Here is a 15,496-nt window from a genome sequence, read left to right on the forward strand (position 1 = left end):
AACTACCGGCGGTTCCGGCGGGCGGAACCACTCGCCGTTCCGCCCGCGTCCCCGGCATCCCCGCAGGCGGAGGGCGGGTGTGCGGGTCACTTCCGCCGAGGCATACTTCTGCCTGAGGGGAACTGCCCGGCACGGTGACCGGCAGAACTGCGGAAGTACCGAACCAGGGGCGGGGGCATGACGGTGGCGAACGGAACCGGGGAATTCGGCCACCTGCTGGCCGGGCACCGGATGGCGGCGGGCCTTACCCAGGAGGACCTGGCCGCCGGCGCGGGCGTCAGCCTGCGGGCCCTCGGGGACATGGAACGCGGCCGCACCCGGGGGCCGCAGCGGCGCACCGTCCGGGCCCTGGCCGCCGCCCTGGGCCTGGACGGCGCACAGACCGCCGCGCTGGAGGGGGCCGCACAGTCCGGCCGGCCCCGGGGCGTGCGGCAGGTGCCGCCGCAGGGGCGGTCCGCCCGGCCCGCCGTACCGTCCGCGGCCCCGGCCGTGCCCGGGGCGGAACCGCCGGCGCCCGCACCGGCAGCGCCGCCCGCGCCGGACGCCGCCGCGGAGCCCGCGCCCCCCGGCGCGCTCGCCCTGCCGCGCGACCTGGCCGACTTCACCGCCCGGGAGCAGGCCCTCGCGGAACTCGCCGCCCTCACCGCCGGCGAGCACCCCGCCCACCCCCGGGTGGTGCTGATCAGCGGTCAGCCCGGCCTCGGCAAGACCGCCTTCGCCCTGCACGCCGCCCACACGCTGGCCCCGGCCTTCCCGGACGGTCAGCTCTCGCTCGACCTCGGCGGCATGGCCGCCACCCCGCTGTCCGCCCGTGAGGCGCTCGGCCAGGTGCTGCGTGCTCTCGGCGTGGCGGACGGCGCGGTGCCCGCCGGGACGGAGGAGCGGGCCGGCCTGTTCCGCGCCCTGGTCCGCGACCGCCGGCTGGTCCTGGTGCTGGACAACGCCGCCGACGAGGCCCAGGTGCGCCCGCTGCTGCCCGGCTCCGGGCCGGCCGTGACCATCGTGACCAGCCGTCACGCCCTGCCCGGTCTGGAGGCGGTGCACCGGCTGCGGCTGGACGTGCTCTCGCCGACCGAGGCGTCCGCACTGCTGGCCCGGATCGCCGGGCCCGAACGGGTCGAGGCCGCCCCGGACGCGGCCGCCGAGCTGGCCCGGCTCTGCGGCTACCTGCCGCTCGCGCTGCGGATCGCCGGGCAGCGGCTGGTCGCCCGCCCGCAGCAGCCGGTGGCCCAGCTGGCCCGCCAGCTCGCCGCCGAGGAGACCCGCCTCGACCTGCTGGAGACCGGGGACCTCGCCGTCCGCCCGGCCTTCGAGCTCTCCTACCGCCGACTGCCCGCCGAATCCCGTCTGGTGCTGCGCCGCTGCGCGCTGACCGCGGGGGCGGACTTCACCGCGGCCGTGCTGGCCCGCTACGCCGGGCTGCCGGCCGCGCGCACCGAACTCGTGCTGGAGCAACTGGTCGACGCCGGCCTGGTGCAGCCGGCCGCCCCGGAGCGCTACCGGCTGCACGACCTGGTGCGGCTGTACGCGGGCGAGCGGCTGGCCGCCGACGAGACGGCCGAGGCCGTCGCCGAGGCCCGCACCCGGGCCGGGAGCTGGCTGCTGCGGGAGGCGGCTGCCCACGGCCTGCGGTTCGACCCGGACCACGCCGCGACCGACCACGCCGCGACCGACCACGCCGCGACCGACCACGCCGCGACCGACCACGCCGCGACCGACCACGCCGAGACCGGCCACGCCGAGACCGACGGCGTCTTGCCCGCCGGGGACGGTGCGGTCCCGCTCACCGAGGCCGCGCGCTGGCTGGAGGAGGAGCACCCGGAGTGGCTGGCCGCGCTGTACCGGGCGCAGCGGGAGGGCCGCCACCGGGAGGTGATCGACACCGCCGAGGCCATGCACTGGTTCTCCGACCGCCTGGTCAGCTGGGACCTCTGGGGCGAGGTGTTCCAGCTGTCGGTGGACGCGGCCCGCGCGAGCGGCGACCGGCAGGCCGAGGCGGTGCACGTGAACTACCTGGCCTGGACGTACGTCACCTGTCTGCACCGCTATCAGCGGGGCGTCGAACTCGCCGGTGAGGGGCTGGAGCTGGCCCGCGCCGTGGGCGACCACGAGCAGCAGGGCTGGGCGCTCACCTACCTCGGCACCGGGCTGCGCCGGCTCCAGCGCTACCAGGAGGCCGGCGAGAGCTACCAGCGGGCGGCGGACGCCTTCGCCGAGGTCGACAACCGGGCCGCGATGATCGGCCGGCTGGTCACCCTGCGCGGTGCCGCGACCTGCCTGCGCCACCTGGGCCGGGCCGAGGAGGCGCAGGACTCCCGCCGCCGGGCGCTGGCCCGCGCCCTGGAGCTGGTGGAGCGCTGGTCCTCGCCGCTGATGCACCTGATGGCCGCCATGACGGCGCACGAACTCGGCCAGGACCGGGCGGCGTTGAAGCGCTGGCCGGCCGCCGAGAAGGCCTACCGGCAGGCGCTGGTCCACTACGAGGCGATCGGGCGTCCGGACAGCATGACCAAGACGCTGACCGAACTCGGCACCGCGCTGATCGAGCAGGGCCGCGCCGACGAGGCCCGGGAGATCCTCACCGAGGCGCTCACCGATCTGAGCGCGGACGGCCGGCGCGGCCGGGGCCCCGTGTAGCGGGCCCCGGCCGCGCCGCCGAGGTTCGGCGGCGCCCGGGTTCAGATCCGGGTGTCCTCCACCACGGGCAGCCACCGGTCGCCCTGGTCGCCCTGGCCGTCCCGCGCGGACGGCGTGGTGGCCGTCCGCGGCGCGGCCGCCGGCTTCTTCCCGCAGAAGGCCGGTTCCAGCGCGTTCATCAGCCCCTGGGTGACGGAGCCGTTGTTGGAGGCGTTGGCGAAGACCACCACCGAGCGGTGCCCGTCCGGGGTGGTGAAGGACTGGGTCTGGTAGCCCTGGACGATGCCGCCGTGCCCGTACACGTCCCCGCAGGACAGCGAGATGCGGCGCAGTCCCAGCCCGTAGGAGATCTTGGCGGTCGGGGTGGGCAGTGCGGCCTCCATCTGGCGCAGCGAGTCGTCCGAGACCAGTCCTCCGGAGCTGCCGGCCATCAGGGCGGTGAGGAAGGTGTCCAGGTCCTCGGCCGTGGAGATGACCGCCCCGGCGCTCCACACCCAGGAGCCGGTCTGTTCGGTGGAGTCCAGCAGCGGCTTGCTGCGGTCGTCGTTGGTGAGGTAGCCGGTGACGTGGGCGCCCTGGATCTGCTGGTCGGGGACGACGAAGGAGGTCTTCGTGAGACCGAGCGGCTCGATGATCCGATCGCGCAGCACGTCCGCGTACGGGCGGCCGGTGAGGTGCTCGACGGCGAGGCCCATCAGTACGAAGTCGGTGTTGGAGTAGGAGTAGCGGCTGCCCGGCGCGTACTGCTGGCCGTGCTTGACGGACATCGCGACCAGGTCGGCCGGGGCGTACACCCCGGTGCGGATGCGGGCCTCGAAGGCGGAGGTGGTCTCCTCGCCGGGCTGCTCCAGCAGGTCGGCGGTGTGGTCGTAGATGCCGGCCCGGTGCTCCATCACCTGACGGCCGGTCATGGTCCAGCCGTCCGGGAGGGTGCCGGCCGGGAGATAGTCGCGCAGCGGCCTGTCGAGGTCGATCCGGCCCTCCTGCGCCAGCTGCATCACGAGAACGGCGGCGAACATCTTGCTGTTGCTGCCGACCCGGAACCTCCACGCGGAGTTCATCGGGGTCCCGTCCAGATTCGCCCTTCCGACGGTCAGCGAGCGGGTCCGCTCGTCGTCGCCGTGGTCGCGGATCACCGCGAAGGCGCCCGGGGCGCCCGCGCCCGTGGTGGCCTGGAGTGCGCTCAGCACCCCGGCGGTGTCGGGAGTCGGCAGAGTCGCACCGTCCCGGCCGGCGGCCAGGGCGGGGGCGGTTCCGGACGCCGCCAGGACGGCAGCGGCGGCGGCCACCGCGAGGGGACGCAGAAGGCTGGTCTTCGCCATGTTCCTCGGCTCTCTCGTGGGCTGACGCGGTGTCGGATCGCGTCGATCGGTGATCACTATCACCGGTCCGGGCGCCTGGTCGCAATGTGAACCGGATTGACCGCTTCGTCCGTTCTCGGGCGTGTCCGCCGGGCGCACCGTCCGTTTTCCGGGCCGGGGGCAAGGTTTTACCTCCCGTGGTCTACCCGCGTTGACCGCGCCGCCCCCATGCTGTTCGGGCGCTCGCTCCGCCGTCCGGTGCCGCCCGCACCGGACCTCTCCCCGGCGACATCCCCCTCACCGACCACGGAGTCCCCATGCCCCTGGCCACCCTCGCGCGCCGTGCCGGCGCCCTGCTGCTCGCCGGTGCCGGCCTGATATCCGCCACCGGCACCGCCCACGCGACCGGCACCTACACCGCCGTGGTGTTCCCCGACCAGAGCCACACGGTGGTCTACGACCTGATCAACTCGGCCACCAGGACCGTCGACGTCACCATGTACGAGCTGCGCGACACCACGGCGGTCAACGACCTGATCGCCCGCCAGCGGGCCGGCGTCAGGGTGCGGGTCGTCCTGGACGGCCGGCACACCTCGGTCAACGGCTCCGCCTACAACGCGCTGAAGGCGGCGGGCGTCGGCGTGACGTACTCCTCCTCGGCGTTCGTCTACACCCACCAGAAGACCGTCACCGTGGACGGCGCGACGTCCCTGATCCTGACCGGGAACCTGGACGCCACCTACTACTCCAGCAGCCGCGACTACGGTGTCATCGACACCGACGCCAACGACGTCAACGCGATCGAGCAGGTCTTCGCCGCCGACTACGCCAAGACCTCGATCACCCCCTCCGACGGCGACAACCTGGTCTGGTCGCCCACCGACTCGCAGGACCGGCTGCTGGCGCTGATCAACGGCGCGCAGACCTCCCTGGACGTCGAGGAGCTGGAGTTCGGCGACCAGGCCCTGGTCGACGCGGTCGCCGCGGCCGCCGACCGCGGCGTCACCGTGCGGGTGGTCGGCATGGACCCCGGCTCGTACGGCTCCTCATTCGACGAGGTCACCGCGGCCGGCGCCAAGGTGGTCACGTACTCCTCGACCACCGGTCTGTACGTCCACGCCAAGGCCATCGTCGCCGACCGCGGCACGTCCACCGCCAAGGTGTTCGCCGGCTCGGAGAACTTCTCCGACAACTCGCTGAACAACAACCGCGAGCTGGGCCTGATCGTCTCCGACTCCGGGGTGGTCAACACGATCGAGTCGACCTTCGCCACCGACTTCGCCAACGGCGCGCCCTACTAGGCCGTTCGGCGGATTCCGCCGGACGGGTCCCGGCCCGGTCGGCGGGAGCACGACAGTCCGTCACCCTCCCGTTCCCGGGCGGCCCGCGGGGCCGCCCGCCCACCCGAGGACCTGTCATGACCTCGTCCGCGAAGCCCGTGAACGACTCCCCCCGCCCCCGATCCCGCCGCACCGCGACCGCGCTCGGCTCGGCCGTCGCGCTGGTCGCCGCCTCCGCCGGGCTGTGGGCGGCCACCGCCACCAGCGCGCAGGCGGCCGGGCTGCCCACGCCCGACCACATCGTCGTCGTGGTGATGGAGAACCACGCCTACAGCCAGATCATCGGCAGCAGCAGCGCGCCGTACCTCAACAACACCCTGAAGGCGGGCGGCGCCAACCTCACCCAGTCCTTCGCCATCACCCACCCCAGCGAGCCGAACTACTACGCGCTGTTCTCCGGCTCCACCCAGGGCCGGGTAGACGACAGCTGCGTGACGGTCGGTGGCTTCCAGGCGCCGAACCTGGCCTCCGAGGTGCTCGCGGCGGGGAAGACCTGGGCCAGCTACAACGAGTCCCTGCCGGGCCAGGGCAGCACGGTCTGCAGCAGCGGCAACTACGCGCAGAAGCACAACCCCTGGTTCGGCTTCGGCAACGTGCCGCTGAGCAGCGCCAAGACCTTCGCGCAGTTCCCGACGGACTACACCGCCCTGCCCAACGTCTCCTTCGTGATCCCGAACCTGTGCAGCGACATGCACGACTGCTCGATCAGCACGGGTGACACCTGGATCAAGAACAACCTGGGCGCGTACGCCACCTGGGCGCAGAGCCACAACAGCCTGCTGGTCGTCACCTTCGACGAGGACAACAGCCTGTCCGGCAACCGCATCCCGACCCTGGTCTACGGCGCCCACGTCACCCCGGGCAGCAGCTCGGCCACCACCTACAACCACTACAACGTCCTGCGCACCCTGGAGGACCTCTCCGGGGCGAGCGGCCACGCGGGCAACGCGGCGACCGCGACGGACATCACCGGCATCTGGAACTGACCCCCCGACGGTCAGGAGCCGATGGGGGCCGGCGGCCGTTCGACGGCCGCCGGCTCCGCCGCTTCCGGCCCGGTGCCGAGCCGGCGCACCCCCGGCACCGCCGCGGTGGCCGTGCACACCAGGGTCACCAGGGCGGCCGCGGCCAGCAGCGGCACCCGGCTGCCCCAGGCGTCGGCGGCCAGCGGGGCCAGTACGTAGCCGAGCGGCGCGGCGGCCAGCGAGAGCAGCCAGTCGTACGAGGTGACCCGGGCCAGGACCTGCGGCGGGAACTCCTCCTGCACCACCGTCTCCCACACCGGGTTGAGGTACCCCAGCCCGGCCATCGCCACCCCGTACGCCGCCACCGTGACGGGCGCGGGCGCCGGAACGGCGAGCGCCAGCAGCGGCAGCCCGTACAGCGCCAGGGCCAGGTTGCCCACCAGCACCGGGCGCCGGGGGCGGAGCCGGCCGGCCGCCAGTGAGCCGAGCAGCAGGCCGGCGGCCCCGGCCTGGGTGACGGCCACCCAGATGCCGTCCCCGCCGAGGCGGGTGGCGGCGATCAGCGGGCCGAGGGTGAGCGCGACCGCGCTCGCGCCGTTCCACACCCCGTGGGCGACCAGACTCGTCCAGTACCAGTCCCGGGCGCGCACCTCGCGCCAGCCCTCGGCGAGGTCCCGGCGCAGCGGGCGCGCTCCGGCGGCCGTGAGCGGATCGCGGGCCGCGGGGGCGAGGCGGACGCGGGCGAGCAGGGCGGCGCTCAGCAGGAACGAGACGCCGTCCGCCACGAAGGCCCAGCCGGGTCCCGCGGTGTACACCAGGAGCCCCGCGAGCGCCGGGCCGCCGAGCCGGGCCGCGCTGGTGGCCGAGCCGAGCAGGGAGTTGGCGCGCAGGCGGTGCTCGGCCGGGACGGCGGCCCGGACCAGCGGCGAGGTGGTCGGCATGGCGAAGGCGGAGGCGAGGCCACCGGCCGCCGAGGCGATCGCGATGTGGGTCAGGTCCGGCCGGGCGCCGAGGAGTTCGAGTCCGACGAGCAGTTGGGTGGCGGCGCGCAGCAGATCGGTGGTGAGCGCCACCAGGCGCGGGTCGAGGCGGTCGCCAGCCACTCCGCCGAAGGGCAGCAGGAGCAGTCGCGGGACCATCGCGCAACCCAGGACGAGGGCGAGCGCGGCGGAGGAGCCGGTCGCGCGGGTGATGGCGATGGCGAGGGCGGCCGGGACGACGGCGTCGCCGAGGGTGGAGACCGTGCGGCCGAGGAAGAGCAGGCGGAAGTCACGCAGGCCCAAGGGGTGCCGGGGCGCCGGGCGTTCGAGCGCGGCTCCGCGGGATGCGGGCCGTTCGGAGGCGGGCCGTTCGGAGGCGGGTCGTCGGGAGGCGGGTCGTCGGGATGCGGGCCGTTCGGAGGGGGGTCGTCGGATCACCTGCGGAACTGTATTTCGGTGACGAAATTTTGGCAACGAATATTTCGGTGCCGATGTATCGCCTCTTTGTAGACTCCTCCCATGCCCGAGCACCGCCACCAGCAGCCGACCCCGCCCCGCGACTGGACGGACGGCCACCTCGACCGCTGGCTCCCGGTGCTCCCCGGACTCGACCCGGACATCGAGGGCGCGGTGACCCGGATGTCCCGGCTCACCCGCCATCTCGGCCGGGTCCGCGAACAGGGCGTCGCCGACTTCGGCCTGCACAAGCACGAGTTCGACACCCTGCACGTCCTGGCCGGCCGCGGCGGCCACGCCGCCCCCTCCGACCTGCGCGCCGACCTCAACCTCGCCCCCGCCTCAGTCACCGGCCGGCTGGAGGCCCTGGAACGCCGCGGCTTCGTCCTGCGCACCCCCTCGACCGAGGACCGCCGCAAGGTCGACATCGTGCTGACCGAGGCCGGCCGCGCCGCCTGGCAGGAGGCCCTCGACGTGGTCGGCCGCGAGGAGCGCCGGCTGCTCGGCGTGCTCTCCGAGGACGAGCGGCGCACGCTCTCGGACCTGCTGCGAAAGGTGATGCTGACCCAGGAGTCGGCGGCGGGGTAGCACGCCGTCCGGGCTGGTGGCTCGACCGGCGGCACGCCCGGCTGGTATCGATAGGGGCGTGCGATTCGAACTGGTGCCGATGCCGGACGAGGTGGGGGAGCGGCCGCGGGACGGGCGCGGGTACCCGGTGCCCGCGATCACGCCGTGGCTGGACGGGCAGCCGCAGTTCGCGCTGACCGACCACGGGCGCAGCGCCGACTGCGCGCTGGAGCGCCGGTGTTCGGTGTGCGGGGTGTTCATGGCGCGCGGGCCGGTGTGGCGGGTGGTCGGACCGGCCGAGAGCGCGGCGATCGCCGAGGCGATCGCTGCGGGGCGCCCGTACCACAATCTCGCACCGACCATGGAGGGCCCCGGGCACCGTGCCTGCATGCTGTACGCGTCGATGGTGTGCCCGTACCTGGCCCGGCCCAATGCCCGCCGCAAGGTGACCGCCGAGGGCGGGGAGGACCGGCTGACCGCCGCCGCCGTCCGCGGGGCGGCGCGAGGCGGGACGGGGGCGGTGGTCGGCTTCGGCGACTACGAGTACGCGGTCACCGAGGCCCGGGTGCTGTTCCGCTTCCTCGACCTGGTCGAGTTCCTGCCGCACGAGTCCGCCGACGAGCACCTGGCCGAGCTGCGGGCCGAGTTGGCCCGCGGCTCGGCGAGGGATCAGGGCCGGTAGACCGGCAGGCCGGAGAGGGTGGAGACCTGGGTCGGCGCCGCGGAGCCGTCGGCCGGCACGGTGTCGATGCCCTCGGGGGTGCGGGCGGCGACGGTCCTGCCGTCGGGGGACCAGGCGGGCTCGGTGAAGTCCGTGGTGGCCGAGGGGGTGAGGTCCTTCTCGGCCTTCTGGTCGTACTCGGTGGAGCGGGCGAACAGGTGGTCGTGGCCGTTCACCGCGCGGACGAAGACGATCTTCCCGCCGTCCGGGGACAGGGCCGGCTGGGAGCCCTTGCCGATGTCCTGGGTGGCCGGGCGGATGTAGTCGTCGTAGATGTACACCTCGTTGGTCGGGGTGTTGGCGTACGCGATCTCGGCGTGCCGGCCGCCCGCGTTGGCCCAGGTGTTGCCGGTCTGCGGCGGCTGCGGGAGGTTCGCGTTGTCGCCGCCCTCGGAGTTGGACGGGCTGACGTCCTCGACGCTGCCGCCCTTGGCGGGGACCTTCACCAGTCGCAGCACGCCGGCCTTCTTGGCGGTGAACACGATGTTGTCGTAGCGCTCGGTCTCGTCGGGGACGGCGCCGCCGCTCGGCCCCTTCTCGGCGTGCTGCCAGGTCGGGTGGGACCACTCCTCGCCGTCCGGGTGCTTGGCGAGGGTGGTCCCGCCGGTGCCGTCCGGGTTGGCGGTCATCAGGTCGCCGCTCCCGCCGACGTAGACGGCCTTCTTGCCGTCCGGCGACCAGGCGAGGTCGCGCACCACGGAGCCGAAGTCGACCAGGGTGCCGTTCATCGCGACCTTCCTGGTGCCGGTGCTGATGGTCAGGTGGTTGGCGACGCTGGTCCCGTTCACCTCCTTGCCGCCGGGTGCCGGGCTGCCGGAGTGCGAGGCGCCGCCGGGCGCCGGCGTGCCGGGCGCTGCCGATCCGGGTGCCGCCGATCCGGGTGCCTTGCTGCCGGGCGCCGCGGTGGCGCCGGAGTCGGCGTTGTCGGGGCCGCAGGCGGAGAGCAGGACCGCGCTGACGGTGGCCATCAGCGCGATCGCGGCGGCGCTGCCGAATCGGTTGCGCACGGACATGTCGAGATCCCCCTCGGTGGTGCTGTTCGTTTCGTCAAGGAGGGTCCCAGTCCGAGGTCAGCGCCCGGTGCCCGCTCTGTCACAGCCCTGGAACGGCACGGTGTACGTGGCGTCAGTTCCTGTGCTCTGCAGGTGGGATGCCGTGCCCGGCGTGCGGTCAGAGGCCGAGGTCGGTGAGGCCCGGGTGGTCGTCGGGGCGGCGGCCGAGCGGCCAGTGGAACAGGCGCTGCCCGGGGGTGATCGGCAGGTCGTTGATCGAGGCGAGGCGGCGGGCCATCAGGCCCTGCCCGTCGAACTCCCAGTTCTCGTTGCCGTAGGAGCGGTGCCACTGCCCGTCGTCGTCGTGCCACTCGTAGGCGAAGCGGACGGCGATCCGCTCGCCGCCGAACGCCCAGAGCTCCTTGACCAGGCGGTAGTCGTGCTCGCGCTGCCACTTCCGGGTGAGGAAGTCGGCGATCTGCCCCCGGCCGGTGAGGAACTCGGCGCGGTTGCGCCAGCGGCTGTCCGGGGTGTACGCGAGGGCGACGCGCTGGGGGTCGCGGGTGTTCCAGGCGTCCTCGGCGGCCCGGACCTTCCGGCGGGCGGTCTCCTCGGTGAAGGGTGGGACGGGCGGGCGCTGCTCGGGCATGGGCGTCTCCTCGGGAACGGACGTTCCGCTGGCGAGAACGATCGTTCTCACTTCGTTCGCTACCCTAGGAGAACCATCGTTCTCACGCAAAGGGCACGGCAGATGGAACAGCCGGACCAGATCGACCCGCGGACCCGGATCCTCGACGCCGCCGAGGAACTGTTCTACGGGCAGGGCGTCCAGGCGGTCGGGATGGACGCCGTCCGGGCCGCCTGCGGACTGACGATGCGCCGCGTCTACCAGCACTTCCCGTCCAAGAACGACCTGGTCGAGGCCTATCTGCGGCGCCGCGACGCGCGCTGGCGGGCGAGCCTGGCCGTCCACGTCTCGCGGGCCGGTGGTACCCCCCGGAACCAGGTGCTCTCTGTCTTCGACTGGCTCGGCCGGTGGTTCGCCGAGCCCGGCTTCCGTGGCTGCGCCTTCGTGAACTCCTTCGGCGAACTCGGCGCCACCACACCGGCCGTCGCGGCCGCCGCCCGGCACCACAAGGCCGAGTTCGCCGGCTACCTGGCCGGCCTGGTCGAGGCCGCCGGCGCCCCGCCCGCCACCGCCGCCCAGCTGGCCCTGCTGGCGGAGGGAGCGATCACCACCGCGGCCGTGCACGGGGACCCGAGCGCCGCCGCCGACGCCGGGACGGCGGCCCGGATGCTCCTGGACGCCGCGCTGGGCGCCAGGAGCTGAACCGGGCCGCGGCCCGGCGTCGGCGGCGAGCGGCGAGCGGCGACAGCTCAGCCGATGGTGTAGTCGGAGCCGAAGGCGGTGATGCCGAACGGGCCGTCCAGGTCGTAGTTGCCGGTGGCGGCGATCCGGCGCAGGCACTCGACCCGGTCGACGGACTTCCGCCACTCGTCCGCGGTGGAGGCGTTGGCCGGGTTGTTCAGGTCGTCGATCCGGATGTCGAAGAACGCGTCCAGCCAGGCGCGTTCACCGGCTGCCGAAGGCAGGCCGACCTTGGCGTCGGTACGGCTGATCAGCGCGGGCAGGGCGTCGTACTCGCTGCCGTTGCCGTGCTGGATGGAGGCGTCGTAGAGCTCGGCGCGGGCCAGCGCGGTGGTCAGGCCGAGCTGGTCGGCCTGGTTCATGGCCGGGGTGAAGTAGCGCTGGTCGACCTGGTCGTCCTGGACCTGCCGGAAGGCCGGGTCCTGGGCGGCCTGCTTCCAGGCGGCGATGTAGTCGGCCTCGGGCAGACCGCGGGTGTCGCCGCTGCCCGTGGCGGCCAGGCGTTCCAGCTCGGGGATGAAGCGGGTCAGCGGGTTGTCGGGTGAGACGGCGGTGTAGGCGCGGACCACCTTGAGGGCGTCGCCGTCGTTGGTGGTGAACCCGGCCCGGCCGGCGGTGACGCCGCGGCCGTCGTTGATGTTCTCGGCGTAGCCGTACTGGATCTCGGTGGTGCCGTTCTCGAAGACGCTGACCAACTGGTCGGCGCGGCGGCGCTGGTCGGGGGTGAGCCCGCCGGCGGCCGGGGCGGGAGCGGCCGGGGCGGTGACGGCCGGAGCGGTGACGGCCGGAGCGGCCGGGCCGTCGGGTGCGGCCTGCGCCGTGGTGGCGGCCCATGCGGCGCCGGCGGCCAGGGTGGCAGCCGCGGCGACGGCGGCGAGGCGGTGGGTCCGGGAGGTGTGCACGGTGGTGCTCCGATCCCCGGCGGGGCGACCGCCGGAGGCAGTGGGGATGTGCTGAGGAGGAGCGGTGCGGGTCAGGGTGCGTCGGTGTGGGTCAGGGTCTCCCAGCCGATGAAGTAGTTCGCCCCGAACGGGCTGTGCGCTGCGACGTACCGCTCGGTCTGCGGCATCGGGAGGCCCTCGCGCAGGTGGTACTCGTCGTACGCGAGTTGTACCGCCGGGCCGAGGCCGGTGTTCACCGAGCCGTCGCACAGCCAGTCCGGCACGCTCGCTCCGTTGTCGTAACCGGTGTGGAACTCCAGCGCCTTGACCAGTCGTTCGCGGCCCTCGCCCCACAGGTCGACGCCCTGCAGCCGGGCGGTCTCGGCGGCCTGGGCGGCGGCCTCCAGGCCCCAGCCGGTGTGGCCGAAGTCCCGGCAGGTCTCCTGGGAGAGTCCGTCGACGAAGGTGGACTGGCCGTTCCAGTACTTGACCAGCGCGGACTCGCCCTCGATCCCGGCATTCCGCGGGGGCACCGGCAGGTCGCCGTCCGAGGAGAGGTAGACGTACGCGGGCAGCCGGTGCCGCCACAGGTCGACGGCGCGGTCGAACAGGCCGCGGTCGTCCAGGAAGACCGCGATGCCCATCAGGGCGTCGGTTTCGATCAGTTCCCAGTTGCCGTTCTTGCGCGGGCTGCCGGGGGTCAGCAGCGGCACGTACACGGTGCGCAGCATGGTGGCGAAGCGGTCGACGGAGCCGGCCGGCCAGCCCGCGCCGGAGTGGCGGATCAGTTCGGCCGCGCGGGCCCAGTTGTTGCCCGACCAGCCGGTCTGCAGCTGGGCGTTGGTGTTGGTGTGCTCGCGAATGACGCCCGACCAGGCGTCCATGATGGAGATCGCCTTGTCGGCATCGCGCCGGTCGCGGTTGAGCACCCACAGCAGGGCGTGGGCGTAGGCGGCCAGCGAGTCGTCGCGCTCGTCGGAGCAGCCGTTGTTCGGGTGCGAGCTGGATCCGCACTCCACGGTGGCGCGCGGCTTGGGCTGCCAGTCGAGCGAGGCGTACCTGCTGGTCCGCAGGTCGGCGAGGGCCGAGGTCCACGGTTCGGCTCCGGCGGCCAACTTGGCTTTCACGGAGTTGAGTTGCTGGGCACCGACCAGCACGCCGGGGTGCTGGAAGGGAGCGGTGCTCCGGCCGGCGGCCGCCGGCCGGGCTACGGCGGGGACGGCGACGGCGGGCAGGAGGAGGGCGGCGAGGGCGGCCCCGGTGATCAGTGTCCTGAGGGTGTTCCTGGCGCTGCTGCGAGCCATGGGGAAGTCGTCCTCTCGGTGGGGGAGGAGGTCGTGCTCAGGCATTGTTAGGAAAGCTTCCTAACGAGAGGCATTGAACCACCAACCCATGTCCACGCCAAGTCGTCCCGCGTACCGGAGTCGGGCGGGTCGCGGTCCCTCTCGTCCCACCAGCCCCTCGTTTATCGCCCGTTGATCGTCGACGCCTAGCGTCAGGGCCCATGGACGACAGGACGGCCGAGTGGCCGGGGGCGGCGCCCGAGGGGCGGATCACGGAGCAGGACGCCGAGCGGTTCCGGCAGTTGCTGGCCGGGCTGGAGAGCTCGCTGGCGGCGGACCGGGAGGTGGCGGGGCATGAGGCCTGAGGCCGCCGAACCGCGCGGTCCGGTGCCGGGGGCGGACGGGGCACGCGGCCCGGTGGCGGTGCTGCCGCTCTGGCGGCGCGGGGAGGACGCGGAGGAGGGCCGGGAGGCGGACCGGCCCGGGGTGCCGCGGGGGCACCCCGGGCCGGCGGCGTCCGGTCAGCCGGGGGCCGTACCGGACGGGGCGTGACGGCTCACGAGCAGTCGCAGCCGCAGTCGCAGCCGTCACAGCCGCAGTCGTCGCAGCAGTCGCACCCGCACTTGCAGCAGTCGCAGCAGTTCGGGTCGCAGGAACGGCAGCAGTCGCCGCAGTCGCAGCAGTCGTGCCGCTCGCAGAAGCCCTTGCGGCGCTCGCGGCTGAACGGATCGTTGTGCTCGCAGCAGAGCAGCTGGCAGGTGCAGGCCATCAGTGCCCACACCGCGCACCCGGCGAGCAGGTTGCGCGGGTGGGGAGGCTTTCCGCCGGGCGGGCCGAATCCGGGGCCCTGCGGCACCCACGGCGGGACCGGTGCCCGGTTCGGGTCCTGGTCGGGGTGCGGGCCGCCCGGCGGCACCTGACGCGGCGGCGCGTCCTGGGGGTGATCGGCGGTGGCGCCGTGGGCGGCGCCGTGCTCGCCGCTGCGGCAGCTCGCCCCGTGCCCGGGCCGGCCGAAGACCCGGTCCACCGCGCTCTCCGTCTCGTGCCCGAGCAGCACGTGCACCAGTGCCCGGTCGGTCAGTTCGACCTCGCGCAGCGCGAGCCGGATGCCGTGGACGGCGTCGCGGCAGAGCCGTTCGGCCTCGGCGCGGTCGGTGCCGGTGGCGGTCAGCGGGTTCCAGGCACCCGAGGCGGCGTCGGCGGCCTGGTCCTCGGCGGCATCGAGGAGGTGGGCGAGCCGGCCGAACAGCCGTCCCGCCTCGGCGAGCGGTTCGGCGTTGCCCGGGCGGCCGGCGATCACGGCGCTGTGGGCGAAGGCCGCCGAGGTGGCGGTCTCGGTGGGCTCGGTGACCAGCAGTACGGAGCTGCCGGGCAGCAGCGAGCGCTCCAACTCGCCCTGCCGGGAGGCGGCGTCGAGCAGCACGGCGGTGTCGAAGCCGACCGTGGAGGCGCTGCCCGCGCTCTGCCGCTCCCAACGGCGGGTCACCGCGCGGGCCCCGACGGCGACCGGTCGTCGGGCGAACACGCCGTCCCGGTCCTCGACGTGGTCGCGGATCTTCACCGAGGCGAGCGCGAGCGAGACGGCGGCCGCCAGCCGGGCGCCCTCGCCCTTGGCGACGGAGGCGGTCCGCATACCGCGCAGCGGGCAGGGCCCGGCGGTGCGCCGCCCGCTGGAGTCCTCGCGGGCGGTCTGGGCCTCGACCAGGACGGAGATGATCAGCCCGTCGTAGTTGGTGGCGGTGCGGGCGAGCTGCCCGTGGTCGTCCCGCAGCGCGAGGCAGAGCCCGCACAGGTGCGCCATCCAGGAGGCCTGGAGCCGCTCGGACAGCCGGTGCCTGCACGGTCTGATGATGCCGAACACGATCCTCGTCCCCCTCGCCGGTGGCCGCTGACCGGCCACTTTGTCGCCGGACATCATATGATCAGCGGCTCGCTGCAGCGGACCGGTCGGCCGAACCGGAGCCGGACCTGCCGTCGAACCGTCACCGGGCCGTGGAAGACCGC

Annotated in this window: 15 protein-coding genes; 8 read left to right on the plus strand and 7 right to left on the minus strand. The window is 74.0% G+C overall.

The genetic code is table 11. The features are described from left to right. The first annotated feature begins 177 nt into the window (after positions 1 to 177). A complete protein-coding gene (locus tag ACIRVF_RS25385) occupies positions 178 to 2,637 on the plus strand; it encodes an ATP-binding protein (protein ID WP_402822022.1) in 2,460 nt (819 codons plus the stop codon). A 41-nt stretch (positions 2,638 to 2,678) separates the two neighbouring features. Here the strand turns inward: ACIRVF_RS25385 and ACIRVF_RS25390 are convergent, their stop codons facing one another. Continuing rightward, positions 2,679 to 3,959, minus strand: a complete 1,281-nt coding sequence (locus tag ACIRVF_RS25390; RefSeq protein ID WP_402822025.1) for a serine hydrolase domain-containing protein — start codon at positions 3,957 to 3,959, stop codon at positions 2,679 to 2,681. 296 nt (positions 3,960 to 4,255) lie between these two features. On the opposite strand from ACIRVF_RS25390, the gene ACIRVF_RS25395 reads away from it, so the two are divergent. After that, positions 4,256 to 5,239 (plus strand): phospholipase D-like domain-containing protein, encoded by a 984-nt coding sequence (locus tag ACIRVF_RS25395; RefSeq protein WP_402822028.1) that lies wholly within the window; start codon positions 4,256 to 4,258, stop codon positions 5,237 to 5,239. A gap of 116 nt (positions 5,240 to 5,355) precedes the next feature. Continuing rightward, on the plus strand, positions 5,356 to 6,264 hold the full coding sequence (locus ACIRVF_RS25400; RefSeq protein ID WP_402822031.1) for an alkaline phosphatase family protein: 909 nt from the start codon (positions 5,356 to 5,358) through the stop codon (positions 6,262 to 6,264). An 11-nt stretch (positions 6,265 to 6,275) separates the two neighbouring features. On the opposite strand, the gene ACIRVF_RS25405 is transcribed toward ACIRVF_RS25400, so the two are convergent. Further along, the gene (locus ACIRVF_RS25405; RefSeq protein ID WP_402822034.1) at positions 6,276 to 7,526 is read right to left on the minus strand and encodes an MFS transporter; all 1,251 of its coding nucleotides are present in this window, start codon (positions 7,524 to 7,526) and stop codon (positions 6,276 to 6,278) included. A 216-nt stretch (positions 7,527 to 7,742) separates the two neighbouring features. Between ACIRVF_RS25405 and ACIRVF_RS25410 the strand changes: the two genes are divergently transcribed. Further along, the gene (locus ACIRVF_RS25410) at positions 7,743 to 8,267 is read left to right on the plus strand and encodes a MarR family winged helix-turn-helix transcriptional regulator (RefSeq protein ID WP_402822037.1); all 525 of its coding nucleotides are present in this window, start codon (positions 7,743 to 7,745) and stop codon (positions 8,265 to 8,267) included. A 58-nt stretch (positions 8,268 to 8,325) separates the two neighbouring features. Then, complete coding sequence (locus ACIRVF_RS25415; RefSeq protein ID WP_402822040.1) at positions 8,326 to 8,928, plus strand: hypothetical protein; 603 nt, start codon at positions 8,326 to 8,328, stop codon at positions 8,926 to 8,928. On the opposite strand, the gene ACIRVF_RS25420 is transcribed toward ACIRVF_RS25415, so the two are convergent. Both ACIRVF_RS25420 and ACIRVF_RS25425 read right to left on the minus strand, forming a co-directional pair. Next, positions 8,916 to 9,980, minus strand: a complete 1,065-nt coding sequence (locus tag ACIRVF_RS25420) for a TolB family protein (protein WP_402822043.1) — start codon at positions 9,978 to 9,980, stop codon at positions 8,916 to 8,918. The genes ACIRVF_RS25415 and ACIRVF_RS25420 overlap by 13 nt on opposite strands. Before the next feature lie 157 nt (positions 9,981 to 10,137). Beyond that, positions 10,138 to 10,608 (minus strand): DUF1348 family protein, encoded by a 471-nt coding sequence (locus ACIRVF_RS25425; RefSeq protein ID WP_402822046.1) that lies wholly within the window; start codon positions 10,606 to 10,608, stop codon positions 10,138 to 10,140. Positions 10,609 to 10,710: 102 nt separating this feature from the next. On the opposite strand from ACIRVF_RS25425, the gene ACIRVF_RS25430 reads away from it, so the two are divergent. Continuing rightward, on the plus strand, positions 10,711 to 11,289 hold the full coding sequence (locus ACIRVF_RS25430) for a TetR/AcrR family transcriptional regulator (RefSeq protein ID WP_402822049.1): 579 nt from the start codon (positions 10,711 to 10,713) through the stop codon (positions 11,287 to 11,289). 47 nt (positions 11,290 to 11,336) lie between these two features. Here the strand turns inward: ACIRVF_RS25430 and ACIRVF_RS25435 are convergent, their stop codons facing one another. Then, the gene (locus ACIRVF_RS25435) at positions 11,337 to 12,230 is read right to left on the minus strand and encodes a chitosanase (RefSeq protein ID WP_402822052.1); all 894 of its coding nucleotides are present in this window, start codon (positions 12,228 to 12,230) and stop codon (positions 11,337 to 11,339) included. Between the two features lie 71 nt (positions 12,231 to 12,301). Next, the gene (locus ACIRVF_RS25440; RefSeq protein WP_402822053.1) at positions 12,302 to 13,513 is read right to left on the minus strand and encodes an alginate lyase family protein; all 1,212 of its coding nucleotides are present in this window, start codon (positions 13,511 to 13,513) and stop codon (positions 12,302 to 12,304) included. Between the two features lie 200 nt (positions 13,514 to 13,713). Here ACIRVF_RS25440 and ACIRVF_RS25445 point away from each other — a divergent pair, with 200 nt between their 5' ends. Continuing rightward, on the plus strand, positions 13,714 to 13,857 hold the full coding sequence (locus ACIRVF_RS25445; protein ID WP_402822055.1) for a hypothetical protein: 144 nt from the start codon (positions 13,714 to 13,716) through the stop codon (positions 13,855 to 13,857). Further along, entirely contained in the window at positions 13,847 to 14,044 is a 198-nt protein-coding gene (locus ACIRVF_RS25450; protein ID WP_402822058.1) for a hypothetical protein, read from the plus strand. The genes ACIRVF_RS25445 and ACIRVF_RS25450 overlap by 11 nt, the downstream gene beginning before the upstream one ends. A gap of 4 nt (positions 14,045 to 14,048) precedes the next feature. Here ACIRVF_RS25450 and ACIRVF_RS25455 read toward each other — a convergent pair whose 3' ends face one another. Continuing rightward, complete coding sequence (locus tag ACIRVF_RS25455; protein WP_402822061.1) at positions 14,049 to 15,353, minus strand: DUF5685 family protein; 1,305 nt, start codon at positions 15,351 to 15,353, stop codon at positions 14,049 to 14,051. Positions 15,354 to 15,496 lie beyond the last annotated feature (143 nt).

It is taken from the genome of Kitasatospora sp. NPDC101157 (genome assembly GCF_044768255.1).
In the GTDB taxonomy this organism is placed as follows: domain Bacteria; phylum Actinomycetota; class Actinomycetes; order Streptomycetales; family Streptomycetaceae; genus Kitasatospora.